This window comes from Agrobacterium tumefaciens, assembly GCF_013337285.1.
Taxonomy (GTDB): domain Bacteria; phylum Pseudomonadota; class Alphaproteobacteria; order Rhizobiales; family Rhizobiaceae; genus Agrobacterium; species Agrobacterium burrii.
On the sequence record NZ_SUPW01000003.1, the window covers coordinates 445411 to 467066 of the forward strand.

Below are 21656 nucleotides of genomic sequence, written 5' to 3' on the forward strand. Positions count from 1 at the left end.
CCGGGCCGCACAATACGGCCCGGCACCGACTACGCGACGAGGACACCATGACCAACCAGATCACCATCACCACCGCTCCCTGCTGCTGGGGCGTCGATGACGTCAAAAATCCCCATCTGCCCCATTGGGAAAAGGTGCTGGATGAGGCGAAGGCCGCCGGCTTCGGCGGTCTGGAACTCGGTCCTTACGGCTATCTGCCGCTTGATCTCAAGCGCGTTTCGCAGGCGCTGAACGAACGTGGCCTGAAGATCGTTGCCGGCACGATCTTTGACGATCTGGTCTCACCTGACAACCGCGACAATCTGCTGCGCCAGACCGACGAGATCTGCGCGCTGATCACCCGCCTGCCAAAACCGGAAACCCATGCCGGCCAGCGTTTTCCCGCCCCCTATCTGACGGTGATGGACTGGGGTCATGACGAGCGCGACTATGCCGCCGGACATTCCGACCGTGCGCCGCGCCTCGATGAAGCCGCATGGCGGGGGATGGTCGAAAACATCCGCGCCATTGCAACGCTTGCCCGTGACACATACGGCGTGCGCGCCACCATTCATCCCCATGCTGGCGGCTACATCGAATTTGCCGACGAGCTGCAAAAGATCATCGAGGATATTCCAGCCGACCTCGCGGGCCTCTGCCTCGATACCGGCCATATGGCCTATTCAGGCATGGACCCGGTCGCCACGCTTCGCCGCTATTGGGACCGCGTCGACTATATTCATTTCAAGGATATCGACGCCGCAGTTTTTGAAGAGGTGATGGGCGAACACATCCGCTTCTTCGAGGCCTGCGCCAAGGGCGTGATGTGCCCGATCGGCCGCGGCTCGATTGATTACCCAGCGATCCGTAGCCTTCTAACGGAACTCGGTTACGGCGGCTACATCACCATTGAGCAGGAACGCGACCCGCGCAACGCCGGCAGTATTCTGAACGATCTGGCAGCCAGCAGGGCGTTTCTCGCAAAAAGCGGTTTCTGAACCAAACGGGGTAAAACCACTGTACCTCCCGAAGAGTCGAGCCGACACAATGGCAGTGATGGTTGAAAACCGCCCCGAAACCCCAGGCGACGCCGGCACACGACACATAAACGCCTTCAGCCTAAAAACACATGCATTTATCCGTCACATCCATGTAAAAGCCACATTGGAATATGAGTTGAAGTTGCAGGACGATTTGGCCTTGGTTGACAGCACCTATGGGCAAACCCAAGGTGCGTCTCCATAAGCTAAAGCGATCGTTTTCTTTGTATTTTCATGGTGATACGATGATGACCCGCCGCCAGACACTGCTTTTTGCCGCTGCTGCCACCGCCGGCCTTTCGACATCGTCCCAACAGGGCCGGACGGCTGGCCCATCGGCCCGTGCCGCCGGTTTTTGGTATCCTGAGGAAACCGAACCGCATGAACGCACTTTCATGCAATGGCCGGTGAACCCCGCCGTGCATGATGATCCCGATTTCCTAGATGATCTTCAGAAAACCATCGCGAAAATCGCCAACACAATCGCGGAATTCGAACCGGTCGTGATGCTGGCCGCAGCGCAGCACCATGGTGCAATCCGCAAACAGGTGTCGCGCAACGTCGAATTATGGGACATTCCGACCGATGATCTGTGGTGTCGCGATTCCGGGCCGTCCTTTGTTGTGGATGGCAAGGGTGGGCTCGCCATCACGCAATTCAACTTCAACGGCTGGGGCAACAAGCAAACCCATAATGCCGACGGAAAGATTGCCGCGCGGATAGCCGAACGTATGGGCCTTCCGATTTTTGACGCAGGGCTGGTGGGCGAGGCTGGAGGGGTGGAAACCGACGGCCACGGCACCTTGATCGCCCATGAAAGCAGCTTCATCAATATCAATCGCAACCGGGGCGACAAGGCCGAAATCGAACAACTGCTGCTCGACACGATGGGCGCACGCAAGATGGTGTGGGCGCCCGGAATCATCGGCGCCGACATCACCGATTACCACATCGATGCGCTCGCCCGTTTCGTCAAGCCAGGCCAATTGCTGATCCAGATGGGAGACAAGATTGACCACGATGACCCGTGGTCAATCGCCGCCTTCGAGACCCACGATATTCTGGCCGCCGCCACCGATGCCGAGGGTCGCAAGCTGGACATGGTCATTTTGCCGGAACCCTACGACATTCGTGCCGACAGCGCCGATTTTGTCTCTTCCTATGTCAATTATTATGTCTGCAACGGTGCGGTCATCGCCGCCGAATTCGGCGACCGGGAAGCCGACGAACGAGCCGCAGCCATTCTTGGCAAGCTTTATCCCGGCCGTGAGATCATCACGTTAAATATCGACCCGGTAGGTGAGGTAGGCGGCGGCATCCATTGCGCCACCCACGAGCAACCCAAAGTCTGATCGTTTGGGACTCATGTGCCTTTGACGGCCGGAATATGCCGGAAGATTGAAAATGGCCTCGGAGACTGAAATGACTCCGAGGCCACTCGACCAATCACTGGCAAGAACCGACCCCTGCGAACGTCAGGCTTCGACAGGCTCGTGAACATCATCCAGAAGAAAATGCACGATCACATAACGTGTCGTGTATTTCTGACCGCTATCGGACACGCTCTCGACGCTGCCACCGTCGGAAGGGTGCCATTTCTGGTAATGAGGGTTGTTGGCAATCAGCGTAATCGCCTTGCCCGAAAGCCGGCCGTTCAGCCGATAGCGAGCCTCTGCCAAGGGCCAAATCTTCTCAAAATCCTGCTGGCTGATACGGGCTTTCAATGCCTTCCTGAATATCGCTTCTCCGGGAGAACCATCCTTTTGTTCCATCGGTGGAATATGCAGGTCAACCTCTTCCGCGCCGTCCAGCAGAAAGGCAAATTCGTCTGGCCACATCCGTCTCACGTATCACTCCTCCCAAAGCTCGCCGTCCTTTACAACACAATAATGATAGCGCCTCCACCGCGAGAGGCAATGGCGGATATGAACCTGCCCGTACCAGCATTCCGGATTCTTGCGGATCGACGCCGCATGATCTCCAAATGATACTGAAGATCTGCATCAAACGCCTTGGCGCGGCGACGATCTTCACTAAGGGATATGACGCATCGTCCCATCAGTGGCTTCATATAGTGCCAGGGTATGGAAGTGCCCGGGGGCCTCGCCACAGCCACTTTCGGCACTAGCATCAAACGACACAAGTTCAAAAGTTGCGGGGAAATCTTGCCTGTCTAAGACATGTTATGGCGGAGAGGGTGGGATTCGAACCCACGATACCCTTGCAGGTATGCCGCATTTCGAGTGCGGTGCATTCGACCACTCTGCCACCTCTCCGCATGCGCGAACGCTTGCGTTGCGGGCAATTCCTCGACGCAGACGAGGAGGGAGTCACTAGCCCGATTCATATATGTGGCCGCGCTGTGCCTATTACGCTTCGTCGCTTTTAAGGGACTTACGCTTCCTCCGTTGTGGCAAAGGTATGCCTCCCTCCATTTCTTGAGCCTTTTGCCCGTTTACCACAACACGGTGAACGAAGTTTTCTAAAACATCTAAAAGATGGTTGGTCTGCTCTTCTGTCGGGGACCAAGCTCTGTGCGCAGCCGCGCTTCCTGCGTTGATCAAGACGGTTAACGCGCTGTGTTCGGAGTCGCCTATTAAGCCTAGGTCCTTGAGCTCTTTAAGCTTCTCTTGAAAAGACTTTGCCGGATCAATCTTGATACTTCCCACACAATTGTCCAACGCTGTCCGAAGGCCAATTGCAGTTAATATAAAACACCTCTCATCGTAGCAGCGGTAAGTTTCATCAAAAATATGGAAGAGGGTAGGATTGATCTTACCGATTTTATCCAGCCAGTCAGGACGAGTTCGGGCCGAGGGCAACGGAAGCGTTGTTTTATTATAAATTGGCTCACTTTGCGGTTCGCCAAAATAGTCATACCATTGCTCAATATTGTTTTCGTCCCACGAACTCTTCTGTGTAAAAACAGTTTCGCAGCCACAGCACTCGAGGAGACTGTATTCGTCTCCCCCGACCATTGAATTGCCGATTCTATCTTCCCACCGCCATGGCTTATCAATTCGCCCGTGCAAAGCGCAGTTTTGTTCTCGATTACAGGTCGGACAATGCGCCTTCTCTATCACATGTTTTTTCTTCTTTGATCCGGTCATGGCGGTTACAGCCTTTCACAAGCCCGCGCATCAAGATGGCTGAGATAGGTGGACGAGGCGTCAAAACCGAGTCACCTCATTTAAATTAATGTAGCACCTCAAGGGCCTTTTTGACTCCGGCCAAGAAGCTGCGATAGACCTCAGGAGTAAGCCACTCATCTCTCGATCCTGACAGTCTTGTGAACCGTTTGTATTGAGAGTGGAGACCAGAGATAAGTTCTGCTTCCTCTTTCATGATGGGGCGCAACCGTTTTCCATGAGAGAGGCGCCACGCCATAGCTCCGATCTGTCTTTTGTCGAAGTATTCCGGATTACCGAGTCGATTTTTTAAGGCTTCGGTTAGGTTGTCCCACTCGGTTTTGATGGATTCCATCATATCATCGGGCGACTGATCGGCGACGGGCTCCGCGTCCAGCGACTCGACGGCGTCAGCAACTTCTCCATCAAATGACTTCTCGATCTCTTCTTGGCTTTCAACAATTTTAGACTTATCCAGCTCGTCTAGGACTTCTCTCACCTCTTGCAGTTGATCTGACATTCGCTTTGAAAGCTTGTCTATCCGCTCTTCTAGGCCTTTATACTCTTCCGAGAAGCCAACTGACACAGTCTTTGCTGTAGCCAACAACGTGTCGACATCGCTTCGCATTCGAAGCGCAGTATCACGGAGCTCGGGGATCGCGACCGTGAAATTGCTGAGGGCTTCGCCTAGGGTCTTCGCGAACTTTACTAGATATCCGCCCGGCCCCAGCATTATTAAACCTACCAAGGTTACAAGCGGCCAAGCTGCGAATTCAGATACCTTTATCAACGTTTCCATATCATCCAGTCCGACAAAGCGAAAAAATTCCATCACAGCTCATGCTAGAACTGCCGCTTCGCCACTACCTGTAAACGATGGAAAATCTCTTAATTTACATTATTGATTTTCGGAATTATCAGCCGCCTCAACTTCCAAAAGTGCTGACTCCCCCTCATCAAAAGTCACGGCCTCAACCGGCAGCCCAATTAATAGGAGTGGACACGGATTACCCACACCTCGTCTTAGGCGATCGTCAAGCTTACGCCAGTGTGTTGTCGCTTCACCAAATTTGTCGGAAACGAACTGACCTACGAACGCTTCTTTGAAATCGAGTGGATTGACCATTCTATCGATTTTTTCTTGAATCAGGCGTCGTTGGCGAGAAGTGGGATCGTATCCCCAGCGTCTAATATCATCGAAACTCTGAATCTGCCTCTCATATAAAAATCTGCGAACAATTGCTCGCATATTGTCGTGCAGGGTTTTTCCTCTCGTCACGATGATGCCTATAGATATAGCGCCGTCTGCATGGAGCCGTTTAAAGTTCTCAAGGTCTCGATCAAAAAAGGGATCCTTGTTGTTCCATTCAATCTCCAACGCAATACGACTTCCATCGGGAAATGTCCTCACATGATCCACTTCATGGGATTGGCTCTCACGGGGGACCCCGTTTATTCGTCGCTCCACCACAAACTCAGTTTTTGGCCAACCGATTTCGTTTAACGCACGACGAAGACGCTGTGTCCCTTTGGCTTCACCACCTCCACCAGCAATAATCTCTTCAACGGGGATTGTGGCACCTAAGAGCGCACCTTCCAGCTCTTGCACTGCCTCAGCGAAATCGACGCTCAAAATAGCCTTAGCATGAGACAGGAACTCAATTTGAAATCCACGCTCTACTAATTTCTCAAACATTGCCTCTCCCTTGTCGAGCGAGCGACAATCTGGACGCGAATCAAAAGCATCCTTAACTTAAAAGGCGGCCACGGCGTTGGCCAGTATTTATCAATTCGTATTCCGATTCTGGATAGTTCAGACCATGAAAATTGCCGCTCATTATTCTCATCTAAACGGCTTGGAGTTTCTAGAAGCGAGAAAGCCGGGCTTACTGGCCGAGATAAAGGAAGTTATTGAAAATGTAAGCGCTGAAGACTGCAGAACAAAAATATCAAAAGAGAAAACGAAGCTTTCAAAGTCACTTTATTCGCCCCGAGACTTGAACAAAGCTTTTTCAGTAGGATTTTCCCGCCATAACTGGATGCCCGCCCACGCAGATTATTGGGTCTGCGAGGACGCAAAAACCAACAGAAAAATTATAGACCTACCGGCGTCCCAGCAGAAAGCTGAGATTCTCAGCGCAGGCTTCACCCCTTTTCGCTCCAAAAACCAAACAGATTTCGTTAAGGATCGAGTTTCTGTCGAAGTTCAACTCGGAAAATATAGTTTTATCGCCTACGATTTGTTTGTGAAGCATTTGGCGTTTTATGTCGGAGATAAGATTGATGTAGGCATCGAGATTATACCGATGAAATCCCTTCAGAAAGAAATGTCCTCCGGCCCCGGATACTACGAGGGCGAGCTGTTCAATCTCATGCGTGAAGGTAGAGGGGTCCCGGGCGTTCCTCTAGTCCTGTTTGGTATCGCTTCGGACTAAGCTGCCAGCTTCACCCGACTATGCCATCCACCCGCGTTAAACCAACTAGCAACAAGCAAACCACTTATTATCCGCAGCGAGTTTTTCTTGAGTTTACTCTCTCCAAGGATGGACGAACCGGGGGTGGCACTAGCCGCTATCTCTAAGACAACAATGGAAAGCCGATGGATCTCAGCTTTTTCAGCATTTTTTTCTAGATTTAGATGAATTTCGTCAGCAATTCGCCCCAAGGCGTCGACTACTTCATAAGGACCCAGTCCTTTAGCACGCCGTGTCCATGCCTTCTGGAGAGTTTCCGGTGAAGACTCGGCTAGCAGTTGCTCTAGACGTGCTAATTCTGAATGCATTTCAAGCATTATAGATGCGATAATTTTGGACTGTTGAAGCTGGCGCGATATGTATGCATCCGGACGAATTTGCCGAATATCTTTAGATGACCCGAAAAAGAAACCGACTTTCCAAGCAACATTTTCACCATCAAATTCGTTCGACAGATCAAAACGCATCCCGCTTTTGAAACGCAGGTTTGGGAGAGCTGCCCTGAAATTTCTCTTCGTAGGATACGAGCGACCTTCCACGTCCGGCAGAGTTACGGTCGACATTTTTAATGGAAGCGTCAAGACGCGACCCGCCTCATCAAACGACGGTAAATCTTCTGCTGCTGTTAGCTTGGCCGCGTGAGCAAGCAAATACGTGAAGGTTGGGGGTATCGCATTTCCTACCATTTTCGCTTTCTCCGAGAAGGATTTAGCAAAAAACTGATGAGTGATGGGAAACCCCTGCAAAGTGGATCTTTCCCTTATCGTTAATCGGCGGAAAGAACCTTCCGCGGTCGGGCTCGCTATAACGATGCTTTCACGCGAAACTCGCGTGCAAGTGGCAGTTACAGTTCTAGATGGCTGATCGAGAGGATCAGGAAATGACATGTTGTTATAAACAGGATGGAACTCCTTCGCCTCCCTGTTCATACGCAGTTCTTCGCGGTTAAGTGCTGGCTCAACCTCCATGTCAGTGAGCTTTTCTGCAGGCAACTCAACGCCCCATACCGGGTCCTTTACGACATCTTGAGCATTCAAGCCTTCGATGACATCGCCCAACGTCAAAGTTTTGAGCCTTCCCCGGTAACTATCTAGCAACTCGAAGGGAATATTTCCCGCAACGCATCTTTTTCTAGCTTGCGGCGCGCCAAATTCTGAGAAATCCAATACTTTGATCGTTGGACTCAGATGTCGGAAACGATACAAAACATGCTCTTCATCATCGAAGCCACGCCGCAACACGTCAGCTACGCGCGGAACATTTTCCAACGCCCAAAAGCGCGGGCGCAAAAACTCAACGATTTCGAGAAACTTGAAAACATCCTTAAGACCTTCAACTATGTTTCCACGGCCGCCGCGATTGGCGTATGAGAATTCGGTGCAGGGTGGACTACCCACGACCAGATCAACATCCTGAGGCAAATCTTCAAGCGCTAGAGCTCGAATATCTGTCGCTGTGATATTACCTGCGAAGTTTTCGTTATGGGTATCAATCGCCGGTTGCCAGCGTTCGTAAGAGGCAACGACTTCAATGCCTGCCAGCTTCAGCCCTGTGCTCCAGCCGCCAATTCCAGCATAAAGATCAATTGCTCGCACGACACATCCTTAATTCAACCCGATTCAACAGCATCCGATAATACCCATAGAGCAGAAAACCGCAAGATCCAACGCGCTCGAATTCGCAGGTTATCAGTGAGACTGAGCTGGTGGGCGACGCGTCAGGTGGTTGGTTCTGGCTATCACCAAAGAAGCAATGGGCCGCTTGGGTGCGTGGCGTGCTTAAAAAGAACTGGTTGGTATTAGCCCGCGTTCTTTGACTCAGAGGAGCTCTCAGGCGGCTTGGCGCTGCTTGACGCTTTTTCGTGTTTGATGCGCGAGGGTGCTAGAGCGTCATTTAAGCGACCGAGATACGCCCGCAAATGCGGGCGTATCTCGTCTTTCGTCGCAAGAGATTAAGCGCGAACCGCTGCTGCTAGCGCATTCGCTACATCATGTTGTGAAACACCCTCCATGAGCTCGGCCAGTCGGTTACGATCGCCTTTAAAGTTCTCTATCAGATATTTTGCAGCGGAATAGGCTTTCTCCTGAAGACGCTTGGCGTTCTCATTACGCTTTTGCTGCTCGCGCTCTTTCTCAGTTTTACGTGATTGGAGCGCCTTAATCTTCGCCTTCTCGTTCTGTTCCATGTCGTTCGTCCATGCTGTCCGAGCGGTAGCGATATCTTCGTCAGAAGCGCCACTTTTCTTCAGCTCTTTTTCTCGCTTCGCCCAAGCTTTCGCCTCAGTCGCTTTCCAGGCAGCGATTTCTTTTTCATCCGCAAGCTTCTGACGGGCATTTAATCGATCCTTTCGGGCGCGGTTTCTTGCTTCCGTAATGCGGCGTTCCACGTCTTCTTTGGTTGGGCACTCACCGGAATTCACTTCCAGCACTACAGCTTTACGAATTGCGTCGGGCGTTCCAGAGGCGGCCAGCTTATAGACAGTAGCTGGTGGGAACACGTCCACCACTTTGGGTGTAGAAGCGAATTGCTCTGCTACACTGATGTAGTTCCAAGCTGTCCGAACACTCATATCAAACTCGACCTCCAACCATCTGACAAAGATGCCGCTCTTATTTGTCTTGATCTTGAGAAGGTCTTCACCCGTTTCTATGATGCTCGTGCGGTGACGCTCCCGGATTCGATCCGCGGTTTCTTTAAGTTCCTCTGCATCGGCTTTCAGCAATTTTTTATAAAATTCGTCGCGCTGGGCAGACCGAACGTCGGATGCCACTGCGGTGGTCACCGGGTTGGGAGTGCCTTGATGCTCGGACGCGGAATTGGCCATTGAGCTGTCGAGATCAGCAAGTGCAATCTCCAGTTCCTCAACGTTATCGTAACCGACGGTTTTGTCCATTTTCAATTCTTTCTGTGTGCAACGGTTGCACACGGTTAAATGATGACCGGGAAGAAATGGCTCGTCTTCTTGGATAGCCGTGTTTTCAGAGCCTGAAGCTCTTTCGCTTCGGCTGGCTGCGCCGAAGCCAATCGACCATCGATTTGTTGAAGCTGATACTTGTTGATTAGGTCAGCGAGTTCTTTCGCGGCATCGATGAAAACCTCCATCCGGGCCGCTGCAACGCTTAGTGAATTGACCTCAATACCTTGCTCACGCCAAAGATGGGCTTTTGAGAGTTTGGGGGGCTCGTCGCCCAAATGAACGTCTAATCCAATACCCACCCAATCGAGACCTTCTGGGTGCGTAAGATTGGCTTCGTGCTGCGCGTAGAAATCGGCAAACGTTTGAGACGATGCCGTAATCAAGGGATTGATCGCCGGCGTAGGCTTCGCTCGCTTAGCTTCCGCCGCCAATTTTCTGCGTTCGCGGTATTCTCTCTGTATTTCTGCTCGAGTTTTTGCCATTCATCGCTCCGGTAACTATATGTATCGTTACCATCACGATATCTAACGTTACCAAGACAAAGTCAACAGGGGTGGAATATTTTTGAAAATCAAACCCGCAGCAGTGCTCATCGGAAAGCGATGGACAGTTACCCTAATTTCGATCCGCGTCCCGCAAGAGCCTAGCCAGCGTCTTCGGATGAATGCCGTTGTTCGCAGCGATTTCCGCGATAGGACGGCATTCCGTCTCTACCGCGCGTCTAGCCGCTTCGATCTGTTCCGGTGACATAGATGGTCTTCGACCAATCCGGGAGCCTCGAATTCTTGCAGCTTCCATCCCCGCTTTGGTGCGCTCAGCAATAATTGCTCTCTCAAATTCTGCCATCGCGCCCATCATATGAAAGACTAGCCGACCGCTGGATGATGACGTGTCGATGTTCTCGGTTAACGATCGGAAATCACAACCTCGTTTAGACACCTTATTTACGGTCTGGATCAGATCAACCAACGAGCGACCAAGGCGGTCCAATCGCCAAACGATGAGCATGTCCCCGCTCTTTAGATGTCGGAGAGCTTTTAGAAGTCCAGGACGTTGAAAGTCCGCACCGGAGGAACCTTGATCCGTCAGGATTTCTTCGCACCCCGCGGCTGACAAAGCTGCCATCTGAAGATCGAGGTTTTGCTCGACGGTAGAAACCCTTGCGTAGCCAATCAATTTCATTGCGTTTCCCTTACAGCAATCGGGTCACCTTGACATAAAGCAACCCTTTCGCTCTGTCGGGATTAAAACCAAACAAACCCGGAAGCCTTTGAAATCTAAAGACGTGTCCGGGTCAGTTCCACATCGACTTGTCTATCGGATAAAGGTTCCCTTTCGTTCCCTCGGGTCGTTCGGCTGAAGGGAAATAGCGATGTTTTTATTTTTGCTGATTGTGTCCGGATGTGTTTTTGGAGGGGGCAGCGCAATCATTGCTGCGAATAAAAATCGCAATGCGTTTGGTTGGTTTGTTCTGGGTTTCTGCTTTAGTTTCGTAGCGCTCATCGTCGTCGCGGGCCTGTCTCCCGTCGAACAAGTCAGACGGACTAATCGCGCCAAAAGAGCAGACGCGTCGGCCAAGCCGAAAAAGCCTTCACAGCCAGAAAATTTCGAATGGAAGGCTGGAAGCGAGTTCACTAGTAAGCCGCAGGACCCAGAGCGACCATGGTTGGGATAGTCCGGATTTGATAGAGCTTACGCCGGCGATACTTAGCGCTTGAAACAATCACACCGACACAGAGAGGCCCACTGGCTGCGGTTTTCAATGTTCGACGTAAGTTCATAAGTATACGGCGGATGCGCGTGTGCGACTCTCTACATGTCGTTATTGCAGAGGCTAAAATTTCTGGAGAATTCACGAAAAATCGTGAAATTTATTCGTAATCTTCGGATAAAATGCTATATTAGTTCCAGTTGAACTTTGTTCGATCTTCTTAGGGATTAATCGCCCGAAAGATGATTTTCTCGAAGGCTCCGGGTCCGATCCCCGAAGTCACGTTGCAAGCGTCCAAGCCATCCTTTGTTGAGGTGGCAACGCCATGGTTCGGGACATGAAGGGAAAGAAGGGCGTAGCGCGACCCCATGACTAAGATCATGGACAGCCTATGTGTTTCGTCGCCTGTGCGTTTGCACGAATGGACACCAAAAGATTCGGGCTCTGTGTGGTCGCCTTTACGGCGTGGACCACATCCCGAAATTCCCTACAGGTTGAGACGTATGCTTGCAGGGAATGCGGTCTCGGCACTCCGTGCTGCGACTAACCGATGGAGATATGAAGATATCTCGGATACGGCATTATGGAAGGAAAACGGCATCCGCCTTCCGCGTAGATTAACGCTATTTGCCTTAGCTCTCTGTAGACGCAGATTTACATAGTATCCTCCCTCCCTTGAGACGGTCTAGACATATCAATGTTTTGACTTTGGCTGTTGCCAGAGCTTTATGCTTCAGTCTTAAGGGAGGGGGGGATAGCTCTATTCCGCAGTTATTGGTAGGCTATTAGATGGTTGTTTTCAGAAACTCTAAGGTCATGCTGTTTTAGACTACTACTCCACGTGCATACCTATTATAAACACCACGGTCGATGCCCCCATTAAATCTTCAGGTGGCTACCGGCGTCTTTTTGCTTCACCACACAAAACGAAAAAGGCGTTCTCATCAAACGTTCAATAGTTATCGAACCTAAACACGCCAAAAATGAAGGAAAAAATGTGAAATTACTGGTTTCGCGACAACTTAACGCAAAGATAGCGGAAACGAGTTTCTTATTGGTCGTAAGAAGCCCGTTTCCAGCGCGCTTGCTATTCCGGTCGAATTACTGCTGTTCCAGCGCGTCCGACACCACTTATTTGTCGGAATGTAAATATCCGTCTGCTCGCGGGAGAGGTGGTTTGGCTTTTGAAACTCGGTGACAACCCAAGGCATCCCCTACGGCTATAGCGAATTTTTCTAGGACTTCGATGTCCTCCGGCGCAGAGGAATAGCGCAAACAGTTCGTGGATCACCTACCCAAGACGTGCCACGAGATCGTCAGCGGCGAGGTGCGTGTATCTTTTCAACATGCGCAGTTCCTTGTGTCCGCTGATGCTGCTGACCTCAATGACGTTCAAACCACGCTCGAACAGACGGCTGACGCCCTCGTGGCGTAGATCATGGAAGCGCAACCCTTTAATATCAGCACGTATCAGCAGCCGACGCCAAACCTGCTCAAGCGAACCGGCGCTCAGCGGAAATACCAGAGGCTCATCGACATCAGCGCGAGACTTCCATTCGGTCAGCGCTTCGAATGCGCGCTGTGACAGAGGCACATCACGACCGGAGCCGTTCTTGGTCATAGCAAGCGTAAGCACCCGGCGATTGTGCGAAAAATCTGTCCACTTCAATCCTAGAAGTTCACCACGGCGCATCCCGGTCTCGATGGAAACGATCAAAAGCATGCGGAGGAAAGGTATCTTCCCGGTATCGCAAGCATCGAGCAGCCGTTGCTCCTCGTCGCCGGTCAAGCGGCGGCTCCGCTCATTTCGTATCACCGGACGACGCACTAGCTTCACCACGTTCTTTGCAAGCGGCAGACCCCAATCACGGATAGCAACCTCGAGAACGTGGCTCAGGATCGCAAGCTCCCGAACAGTGGTTGATGGAGCTACCGATTGAAGGCGCTCGTCGCGGAACGAGGCAATGTCCTGTTGGCTGAGACCGATCATCGTCCGGTAGGCGAGACCATGCCGGCGGAGCACATCAATGCGCTGTATCTCTTGGGCGGAGCCGCGTTTCAAAGGCGAAACTTCGCGCTGGTATCGTTCGAGAAGCTGCCCAAGCGTCGTGCTTTCAAGGATTTTCGTGTCAGGGGCAGCGCCGAACCTATCGACCTGTGCTTCAAGGTCGCGTGCCCACTTCTCGGCTTCGAGCTTCGTATCGAATGATTTGCAGCGAGGTTTCATCCCGCGACGACGCACCTGAGCCTGCCAGCGCCCTCTGAGTTTTCTGATAGTGGCCATGTGATCTCCAACGTTTGTTGTCGATCATGCGTAGGATGCCCCGAAGAGGGGGCCAAGGATTATCCCGGCCCAGCAATCACACGCATTAACTGCAATCAAAAATCATAGGCGATTTATGATTGAGCGCCTTGCACGCGCGGCGTCAGTATAGTTTGATATGCATGGGTAAAGGGTATTGCGTATGCGTGGATTACTTCGCTTTGTTAGCGCCAGCGTTATTTCATTGGCAACTTTTTCCGGAGCATTTGCCGGCGAGAGAACATTCGGCCCTTTTGCCGTAAGTGACGCAAATCCGGACGTGATTGCTTTGAATGGCGATATCGACGTCAACTCAGGTCTAAACTTTCGTCGCGCGCTCCAAGCAGCGCCAAATGTGAAGCTCGTTACCCTCAACAGTCCCGGTGGCAATGTCCAGATGGGCTTGCTCATTGCGGACGATATCCATCAACGCAAGCTGGCGACGTATATCGCGAAAGAAAGCAAATGCCTGTCGGCCTGTTCGTTCGTCTTTCTCGCAGGCAATGAGCGGAAGGTCGATGGAGCCTTAGGCGTTCATCAGATTTCATCCGACTCGCCGGACCTAGTTGGCGCGCAGCTGGCGATCTCGGATATTATCGAAGTTCTCAATCGCTTTGGAACACCGGTCGACGTGATGCACGTCATGTTTAAGACGCCCCCGGATGAAATGCATATATTCAGCCAAGACGAGGTGGATAAATACAAGCTCAATCGAACGGCGCAGGAACAATCAACGACGCCAACGACTATCGATGTTCCCGTTGCAGTCGCTGGCCAAGATAGCGACCAGAAACAAAGTGATGCTGATCTTCTGGGAGACGGTCGCACATCGCCGCCTGCGCCAGACTCAAAACAACAACAGGCGAAACTGTCGACCCTCGATGAGTTCACACGGCGACCCAATCGCATTGCCATCTACACTGGGCTAGACCTATTCGGTGACGACATTTCATCGCAGCGGGTCGCTGACGCTAGCGAATGTGCTCAACGTTGCCTGATTATGAATGGCCAGTGCAAAGCTTTTACATACAATGCCAATCCCAAAATCAAGAGAGGGCCGAACTGCTTCCTGAAATCGAACGAGGGACGAGCCGATGGAAATAGCGTTGCATTTTCGGGACGCTTTTTGAGCGGAGCAGAAGCAGACCCATCTGCCATCACGCTTGGAACGATCGATCCGCAGTCAGCACTGTTTGACGACGTCGATTTACCCGGTGGCGATTTATCCCGGCGTCCAGAACGTTCGGCGAAGACTCCTCTGGAATGTCGTTTAGCGTGCATCGACGAGAGGCAGTGCGTGGCCTTTACCTATATCAAGCCGAAGAAAGAATGTTGGCTGAAAGGCGCGGTCGGAACACCCATGCCGGGCAAAGGAATGGTATCCGGATTGAAAAAGCTGGAACGGTTTGCACCTGCCAAGATCATCAGCTTGGACTGAAACGGAAACAAGAGCATGCTTGCTGTAACCGACCGACCAACACTCACCCAAGTCCAGATTATCCAGTCGCTCGCTGAAGCACTTTCTTGGTTTGAGAAAGAAATCAGCTGGGGTGTTAGTTCCGGCGAGCTGAACCACCTGACGGGACGTATCGGTGAACTCTATGCCGCGATGATTACTCGCGGGCAGATGGCTCTGGACACCAACCAGCGAGGCTACGACGTAGTGTCCGCTTCGAATGAACGGATATCGGTTAAAACCATTACCAGCTCTACCCACGTCGATTTCACTCTGAATACGTTTCATCACGTGGATCGCGTGATGGTCCTCCGGGTCAACATCGATGACGACAAAGGGGTATCCGTGGAAGAGCTTTTGGACGCACCGGTAGACGCCGCTCGTCTGCTTATGCGGGGACAGGGCGGTAAGCTCGTTTATCCAATCAAACGTGGAACCAGCGAAGAACATCCCGTTGAGTCGCTCGAAATAGCCGGAAAAGCCTCTTACTCCGACTTCGAGATTGTAAAATATGAAAATGGCGCGATCCGTATTTTTCGCAACGGAGAACTGCAAAACGTCATAGTCAAAGAGACGCTACGTTCGGTCGCGGCAGAAATCGGCATCGATTTGTTTACTTCGAAAGGCGGATTGAAAAATACCCAACAGCTTGGGGCTGACGTTATTCGCGCACTGAATGCGGCACCTGCTTTTTAGGCGTGCACAAGGTTCACGGTTCTGCAAGCCGACCTTCGCCATCGGTAATGTCCAGCAATCATTGTCGATGAAGCGTAGGATGTTCTAAGAGGCGTCAGGGCTATCCCGACTCACGCTTCTCGACGACCGATTCTCAGCGAGTCAACCCTTTACCTCTAGCAAACACACAAGAATCAACCTATATTCGTTGGGAAAATCAGCGCGGGGGCTACGGTTCCGGCGCTGTCTTTGTGATTCGCAGAAGGGAGGCCCTCGCATGGTAGACATCACAGCGGAAGGTGCTCGGACTACTGCGGCAGCGGTAGCTAACGCTTTCCTCGATATTCAGACAAACGATCATTCGCAGTTTCCACTGATCGACCAGATGAAACTGCAGAAGCTCGTCTTCTACGCTCATGCTTGGTGGCTTGCGCACACAGGAAAGCCATTGTTCGGCGATGATGTCGAGGCTTGGCCATGGGGACCCGTTGTTGGTGACGTTTACGGAAACTTCAAGGAGTTCGGAAAAAATCCAATAAGAGGAAAGAGAGCACAAATTTTGGCGCGATCTGGAAATGGTCCTTTCATGAAGTTTGAGCTACCGGATCCACCTGATGCTGAGGTTCTAGCGTTCCTGCAGAATGTTTGGGAGACACACAAAGGTATGTCCGGCGTGCAATTGTCAAATGCTACCCACGCACCGGGAGAACCGTGGACAATTGTTAAAGAAAGCTACGGAACACTGGATTCAAAGCCTCGCATTCCAAATACGTTGATCCGCGATGTCTTCCGATCAAAGCTCACAAAACCAAACTGATAAGGCTGCATCTCCGGCGGAGTGGGAAGTTCCTTCTCCGCCTGCACAGATTCCTGATCAGCCGGACGCGGATACTAGAAAAGATCCCTGCTTCACTGACGGGCACGCCCCAAACCAAGTCTTTCATTTTGCCCGATGGGGATTTGCCTACGGCACGGACGACAAAGGTCATGCCGCCGCTCTGACATTGTCGTTCGCAATTCTCCTGCTCATCCTATTGATTGTCTTCCTAGGTGCTTTCCTGACAGAGAGGGAATGGCTTGCAGACATATTGAAGGTGCTTGGTAGCGCGTTCTTAATCGTCGCTGGCATTGCCGTCGGAAAATCTACGTCGAAATCGGACGAGTAACGCGAATCTCCGCTTGTGCCGAAAGTGTGGCCCTAGCCAATTCTTGCTGTGACACACAGTCCCTAATGAAATCAGGCTATCTCGGAAAAATCTTACGGCTCAGCGTAATTTATGGCGGAGAGGGTGGGATTCGAACCCACGATACCCTTGCAGGTATGCCGCATTTCGAGTGCGGTGCATTCGACCACTCTGCCACCTCTCCGCATGCGCGAACGCTTGCGTTGCGCGCTCCTCATAAACATCAATGGCCGGGCTGACAAGGGAAATTTCGCGTTTGTGTCACAAATTGTTCGTCATGGAAGAGACTGGAGAAATGCGCCGACTTTTGGCGATTTTTACAGGCATTTTTCATGTGACACGCATCGACCTCCAGCCGTGCGCGTCACATGCGGCAATGGTGTTAGAGCAATTGATAACGACGTAGGATTTCTACAATCCGGTCGTCCTGTTCCTGATCCGGCAGCAGGGCCGGCTGGCGGCTGGCGCCGACGGAGGGGTCCTGGAGGTAGAGCGAGCGTTTGATCATGGCAGGCGCGAAACCGAGTGCGTAGAGATCGGTGCGAAAGGCCGCGTAGATCGCCTGCTGGCGTTCGGCCTCGGCAATATCGCCGGCGTTGAATGCATTGAGAATACCGGCAAGCACATCCGGCATGGCGTTGCCGAGGCCTGAGATGCAGCCAGCGGCGCCGTTCTGTAACGACCACAAGACGAGGTGGTCAGGGCCGGAATAAACCTCGAAACCGGGCATCTCCTTCGCCACCTGAAGATAGGCCTCCAGTGTCTGCTGCGCGCCGCCGGAATCCTTGATGCCGGCGATATTGCCATGGGTCGCAAGTTTGCGCGCCGTTTCGGGTTCTATGTGGTTCTGGGTGCGGGCGGGAATGTCGTATAGATAGACCGGTGTTTCAACGGCGTCGGCCACCGTCGAGAAATGGCGGATCAGGCCTTCCTGCGTGCAGGCGATGAAGAAGGGCGTGATGACGGCGATGCCGTCCACGCCGATGCGGTCGAAGGCCTTGGCAAGCTGTATGGTCTCGAATGTGGCGGGCATGCCGGCATTGACGATGACTTTAGCGCGGCCAGCCACCTCGTTTACCACCTCTTCCGTCAGGCGGATTTTTTCTTCATGGGTCAGCGCGGTGAAATCGCCGTTGGTGCCGGCGCACATGATGTTGTTACCAGCCGCCACCTGGCGGCGCACTTGCGCGCGGGTCGCCTCGTAGTTGATCGTTTCGTCCTCGTTGAAACAGGTGACGAGCGCGACGAAGGCTTGTTTGGTCATGAAAGAACTCCACTTGAATTTCCGATGGCATGGTCGGCCCCTGCCGGGTTGCGCGCGGAATGCATATCGGGGTCGGGATCGAGGCTGGCTGAGAGCAGCGCGCGGGTATATTCCTCACGCGGTGCTTCGAAAACCTGCCGGACGGTGCCGAATTCCACCACCTCTCCGCGCTGCATGACCATGACGTGATCGGCAAAATCCCGAACCACCGGCAGGTCATGCGCGATGAAGATGAAGGACAGGCCCATTTCGCGGCGCAGCTTGTCCAGAAGCGCGATGACCTGCGCCTGAACCGAGACATCGAGCGCCGAGACCGCCTCGTCGCAGATGATGAGCTTCGGCTCCAGCGCCAGGGCGCGGGCAATGGCGATCCTCTGCCGCTGACCACCGGAAAACTGGTGCGGATAACGGCGAAGATGATCCGGCGAGAGGCCGACCTGCTGCAACAATTCCGCAACCCGTTCGCGCCATTTTGCTTTCGGCAATATATCCGGGTGGATCACCCAGGCTTCGGAGATCAACTGGAACACCGTCATGCGCGGATTGAGCGACTGGGTAGGGTCCTGAAACACCATCTGCAGATCGCGCCGCAGCGCAAAGAGTTCGGCAGGCGACAGCTTGAAGAGGTCCCGTCCCTTCCATAACGCACTGCCCGCATCCGGTTCGTCGAGCCGCAGCAAAATGCGGGCCAGCGTCGATTTGCCGGAGCCGCTTTCGCCGACGACGGCGATTGTTTCGCCTTCCATGAGGTCGAAGGAAACACCCTTCAACGCCTCGAATGCGCCGTAACGCTTGCGGACATCGCGCGCACTGAGCAGCGGTTCGCCGGCCGCTTTCGGCTCGTGCATGTCGCCCCTGCCGGGTGCGGCGCTGATGAGCTTGCGGGTATAGGGATGCTGCGGATTGCGGTAAACATCGCGAACGGTGCCGGCCTCCACCAGCACGCCCTTTTCCATCACCACCACCCTGTCGGCTATTTCGGCGACGACGCCGAGATCGTGGGTGATGATAAGCACGGCCATGCCGGTTTCCCGCTGCAATTCCTTGAGCAGTGAGAGCACTTCGGCCTGCACCGTCACGTCAAGCGCAGTGGTCGGTTCGTCAGCGATCAAAAGGTCGGGCCGCAGCGCCAGCGCCATGGCGATCATGACGCGCTGGCGTTGGCCACCAGAAAATTCATGCGGATATTTCTTCAATGCACTGTCGGGATCGGGAATGCCGACACGGGCGACAAGGCGCCTCGCCTCCGCTTCGGCTTCCATCTTGGCCATGCCATGGGTGGTCATGGCCTCGCGGATCTGCCAGCCGACGGTATAGACGGGGTTAAGATGGCTGAGCGGATCCTGAAAGATCATGGCGATGCGCCGGCCGTTGACCTCGCGGCGGGCTTCTGCCGGCATGGTCAGAAGGTCTTTGCCCTCAAGCAATATCTGGCCGCTGCTGATATATCCGGGCGGCATGTCGATGAGGTTCATGATGGCCGAGGACGATACCGATTTGCCCGAGCCGCTTTCGCCGAGGATCGCCAACGTTTCGCCACGGTCGATATGGTAGGAAACATCCTTCACCGCATGGACGACACCGCTTGCGGTGTGAAATTCCACGGAAAGGTTGCGCACCTCGAGAAGATGGTCAGCCATGCTTGCGGCCTTTCATTTCCAGCCGCCAGCGCTGCACCGGGTCAAGCGCGATGCGCAGCCAGTTGGACAGCAGGTTAAGCGACAGGGTGGTGAGGATGATGGCCAGTCCCGGCCAGAATGACAGCCACCAGGCATTGGTGAGGTACTGCCGCCCCTGCGAAATCATCAGACCCCAGGTGATTTCCGGCGGCTGAATGCCGATGCCGAGGAAGGACAGCGCGCTTTCCGCCAGCATCACATAGGCGAAATCGAGCGTCGCAAGCGTCGTCAGCGTCGGCAGCACCACGGGCAGAATGTGACGGAAGAGAATTCGTTTGCCCGATGCGCCCATCACCCTTGCCGCCTGCACGAACATGCGTTCGCGCACCTCCAGCACTTCCGCCCTTGTGGTGCGGATGTAAACCGGGATGCGGGTAATCGCCAGAACCAGCATCAGGTTGAGAATGGAGGAGCCAAGCAGAAAAAGCACGATGACCGCGATCAGCAGCGATGGAAAAGACATGATCACGTCCGCCAGCCGCATGATGATCTGGCCGACACGGTTGGATGAAAAACCAGCGATCAAGCCGAGCACGGTGCCGGTGACGGCGGACAGAAGCACGGCGCCGGCGGCGATCATCAGCGTATTCTGCGTGGCGGCGACGATGCGTGCCAGAAGCGAGCGCCCGAGCGCATCCGCCCCCAGCCAGAAATACCATTCGCGCTGCCAGTCGAACGGGGCAAGATTGCGCCCGCGCAGGTTCTGTTTGGTCGCCAGATCGCCAAGCCACGCCGGACCGACGAAAGCGAGTATGACGATGATGATGAGGAAGATAGCGGCACAAAGCGCGAATTTATCGGCCCACAACATGCGCAGCATGCGCGTTGCGAAGGACGGCTCATCGATGATCCGGGTATCGGCGTTCAAAAGGCTCATGGCTTGATGATCTCCTCAGTGCCGGATACGCGGATCGAGCAGCGCATAGGCAATATCGATCAGAAGGTTCATCAGGAAGATCGCCAGCGCCGTCACGAGAATGGCGGCCAGCACGACATTGAAATCACGCTGAAGAATGGAATCGATCATCAGCTTGCCAACGCCGGGAAAGCCGAAAATGGTTTCGACGATGACAGCACCGTTGAGAAGGCTTGCCGCCTGATCGCCGATGACGGTGATGACCGGCAACATGGCGTTGCGCAGCGCGTGGACAAAGATGATCGGCCCGGATTTCACGCCCTTGGCACGCGCCGTTTTGACGTAAGCCGATGACAAAGCGCCGATCATCGAGCCGCGCACCACCTGCACGATGATGCCGAAGGGGCGCACGAACAGGACCGAGATCGGCAATATCCAGTGCAGCACCGAGCCTGTGCCTGACGTCGGCAGCCAGGCGAGATTGACGGAAAAAACCACGATCGCAACGATCGCCAGCCAGAAATCCGGCACCGATGCGCCGATCAGCGAAATGGTCGAGGCCATGCGGTCGAAAAAGCCGCCGGAGCGGAAAGCCGCAAGCGAACCGACAACGATGGCAGCGGTTGTGACCAGCGACATGGTGATGACCGCAAGCCAGAGCGTCCAGACGAAAGCCTCACGCACCACATCCAGCGCAGGCCTTGCTTTTCGCAGCGATTCTCCGAGATCACCCGTCATCACATCGCCCGCATAACGCAGGAACTGCACCATCAGCGGATCGTTCAGCCCGTGCAGCGCACGAAACTGCTGCTTCAACTCTTCCGAAGCCTCCACCGGCAAAAACAGCGCCGCCGGGTCTCCCGTCAGGCGGGACAGGAAGAAAACCATCACAAGCAGGCCGATCAGGGAGATCAGACTCGCAACGGAACGTTTTCGGATGAAGCTCAGCATGGTTGCCTCCGGTTTTCAACACGGCGGCAAGGCTTTCACC

At 53.5% G+C, this 21656-nt stretch carries 20 protein-coding genes and 2 tRNA genes; 7 read left to right on the plus strand and 15 right to left on the minus strand.

Going from position 1 to position 21656, the window contains the following annotated elements:
• Positions 1 to 47 precede the first annotated feature (47 nt).
• Genes FCH38_RS12185 through FCH38_RS12195 form a run of 3 tightly spaced genes read left to right on the plus strand, consistent with a single transcriptional unit; the run spans position 48 to position 2371 of the window.
• Positions 48 to 977 carry a sugar phosphate isomerase/epimerase family protein gene (locus tag FCH38_RS12185; protein WP_174373921.1) on the plus strand — a complete coding sequence of 310 codons (930 nt, stop codon included), beginning with the start codon at positions 48 to 50 and terminating at the stop codon, positions 975 to 977.
• A gap of 49 nt (positions 978 to 1026) precedes the next feature.
• Positions 1027 to 1224 carry a hypothetical protein gene (locus FCH38_RS12190; protein ID WP_174373922.1) on the plus strand — a complete coding sequence of 66 codons (198 nt, stop codon included), beginning with the start codon at positions 1027 to 1029 and terminating at the stop codon, positions 1222 to 1224.
• A gap of 40 nt (positions 1225 to 1264) precedes the next feature.
• The gene (locus FCH38_RS12195; protein WP_153514354.1) at positions 1265 to 2371 is read left to right on the plus strand and encodes an agmatine deiminase family protein; all 1107 of its coding nucleotides are present in this window, start codon (positions 1265 to 1267) and stop codon (positions 2369 to 2371) included.
• Between the two features lie 123 nt (positions 2372 to 2494).
• Here FCH38_RS12195 and FCH38_RS12200 read toward each other — a convergent pair whose 3' ends face one another.
• The 5 genes from FCH38_RS12200 to FCH38_RS12220 form a co-directional block, all read right to left on the minus strand.
• Entirely contained in the window at positions 2495 to 2857 is a 363-nt protein-coding gene (locus FCH38_RS12200; RefSeq protein WP_149899743.1) for a hypothetical protein, read from the minus strand.
• A gap of 348 nt (positions 2858 to 3205) precedes the next feature.
• Positions 3206 to 3295, minus strand: a tRNA-Ser gene (locus tag FCH38_RS12205).
• Between the two features lie 93 nt (positions 3296 to 3388).
• Positions 3389 to 4129, minus strand: a complete 741-nt coding sequence (locus FCH38_RS12210; protein ID WP_174373923.1) for a DUF4145 domain-containing protein — start codon at positions 4127 to 4129, stop codon at positions 3389 to 3391.
• Positions 4130 to 4214: 85 nt separating this feature from the next.
• Entirely contained in the window at positions 4215 to 4979 is a 765-nt protein-coding gene (locus tag FCH38_RS12215) for a hypothetical protein (protein WP_174373924.1), read from the minus strand.
• Positions 4980 to 5045: 66 nt separating this feature from the next.
• On the minus strand, positions 5046 to 5843 hold the full coding sequence (locus FCH38_RS12220; RefSeq protein WP_174373925.1) for a BglII/BstYI family type II restriction endonuclease: 798 nt from the start codon (positions 5841 to 5843) through the stop codon (positions 5046 to 5048).
• A 124-nt stretch (positions 5844 to 5967) separates the two neighbouring features.
• On the opposite strand from FCH38_RS12220, the gene FCH38_RS12225 reads away from it, so the two are divergent.
• A complete protein-coding gene (locus FCH38_RS12225; protein ID WP_174373926.1) occupies positions 5968 to 6582 on the plus strand; it encodes a BglII/BstYI family type II restriction endonuclease in 615 nt (204 codons plus the stop codon).
• Here FCH38_RS12225 and FCH38_RS12230 read toward each other — a convergent pair.
• The 5 genes from FCH38_RS12230 to FCH38_RS12250 form a co-directional block, all read right to left on the minus strand.
• The gene (locus FCH38_RS12230) at positions 6579 to 8216 is read right to left on the minus strand and encodes a DNA cytosine methyltransferase (protein WP_174373927.1); all 1638 of its coding nucleotides are present in this window, start codon (positions 8214 to 8216) and stop codon (positions 6579 to 6581) included. The genes FCH38_RS12225 and FCH38_RS12230 overlap by 4 nt on opposite strands.
• A gap of 356 nt (positions 8217 to 8572) precedes the next feature.
• On the minus strand, positions 8573 to 9514 hold the full coding sequence (locus tag FCH38_RS12235) for a hypothetical protein (protein WP_174373928.1): 942 nt from the start codon (positions 9512 to 9514) through the stop codon (positions 8573 to 8575).
• Positions 9515 to 9549: 35 nt separating this feature from the next.
• Positions 9550 to 10020, minus strand: a complete 471-nt coding sequence (locus tag FCH38_RS12240; RefSeq protein WP_174373929.1) for a hypothetical protein — start codon at positions 10018 to 10020, stop codon at positions 9550 to 9552.
• Between the two features lie 133 nt (positions 10021 to 10153).
• Positions 10154 to 10720, minus strand: coding sequence for a recombinase family protein (locus FCH38_RS12245; protein ID WP_174373930.1), 567 nt, complete (start codon positions 10718 to 10720; stop codon positions 10154 to 10156).
• A 1820-nt stretch (positions 10721 to 12540) separates the two neighbouring features.
• Complete coding sequence (locus tag FCH38_RS12250; protein ID WP_174373931.1) at positions 12541 to 13533, minus strand: tyrosine-type recombinase/integrase; 993 nt, start codon at positions 13531 to 13533, stop codon at positions 12541 to 12543.
• 181 nt (positions 13534 to 13714) lie between these two features.
• Between FCH38_RS12250 and FCH38_RS12255 the strand changes: the two genes are divergently transcribed.
• The 3 genes from FCH38_RS12255 to FCH38_RS12265 all read left to right on the plus strand — a co-directional run bounded on the left by FCH38_RS12255 (position 13715) and on the right by FCH38_RS12265 (position 16499).
• Positions 13715 to 14989 carry a PAN domain-containing protein gene (locus FCH38_RS12255; protein ID WP_236776600.1) on the plus strand — a complete coding sequence of 425 codons (1275 nt, stop codon included), beginning with the start codon at positions 13715 to 13717 and terminating at the stop codon, positions 14987 to 14989.
• 15 nt (positions 14990 to 15004) lie between these two features.
• Positions 15005 to 15703: a DUF6998 domain-containing protein gene (locus FCH38_RS12260; RefSeq protein ID WP_174373932.1), complete on the plus strand. Its 699-nt coding sequence runs from the start codon at positions 15005 to 15007 to the stop codon at positions 15701 to 15703.
• Between the two features lie 256 nt (positions 15704 to 15959).
• A complete protein-coding gene (locus tag FCH38_RS12265) occupies positions 15960 to 16499 on the plus strand; it encodes a Panacea domain-containing protein (protein WP_174000358.1) in 540 nt (179 codons plus the stop codon).
• 461 nt (positions 16500 to 16960) lie between these two features.
• Here the strand turns inward: FCH38_RS12265 and FCH38_RS12270 are convergent.
• From FCH38_RS12270 to FCH38_RS12290, 5 genes are all read right to left on the minus strand, one after another.
• A tRNA-Ser gene (locus FCH38_RS12270) sits at positions 16961 to 17050 on the minus strand.
• Between the two features lie 198 nt (positions 17051 to 17248).
• Positions 17249 to 18130, minus strand: coding sequence for a dihydrodipicolinate synthase family protein (locus FCH38_RS12275; RefSeq protein ID WP_174373933.1), 882 nt, complete (start codon positions 18128 to 18130; stop codon positions 17249 to 17251).
• Complete coding sequence (locus tag FCH38_RS12280) at positions 18127 to 19770, minus strand: ABC transporter ATP-binding protein (RefSeq protein WP_174373934.1); 1644 nt, start codon at positions 19768 to 19770, stop codon at positions 18127 to 18129. The genes FCH38_RS12275 and FCH38_RS12280 overlap by 4 nt, the downstream gene beginning before the upstream one ends.
• Positions 19763 to 20686, minus strand: coding sequence for an ABC transporter permease (locus tag FCH38_RS12285; RefSeq protein ID WP_149899600.1), 924 nt, complete (start codon positions 20684 to 20686; stop codon positions 19763 to 19765). Before FCH38_RS12285 ends, FCH38_RS12280 begins: the two co-directional genes overlap by 8 nt.
• Positions 20687 to 20701: 15 nt before the next feature.
• Positions 20702 to 21616 carry an ABC transporter permease gene (locus tag FCH38_RS12290; protein WP_174373935.1) on the minus strand — a complete coding sequence of 305 codons (915 nt, stop codon included), beginning with the start codon at positions 21614 to 21616 and terminating at the stop codon, positions 20702 to 20704.
• Positions 21617 to 21656 lie beyond the last annotated feature (40 nt).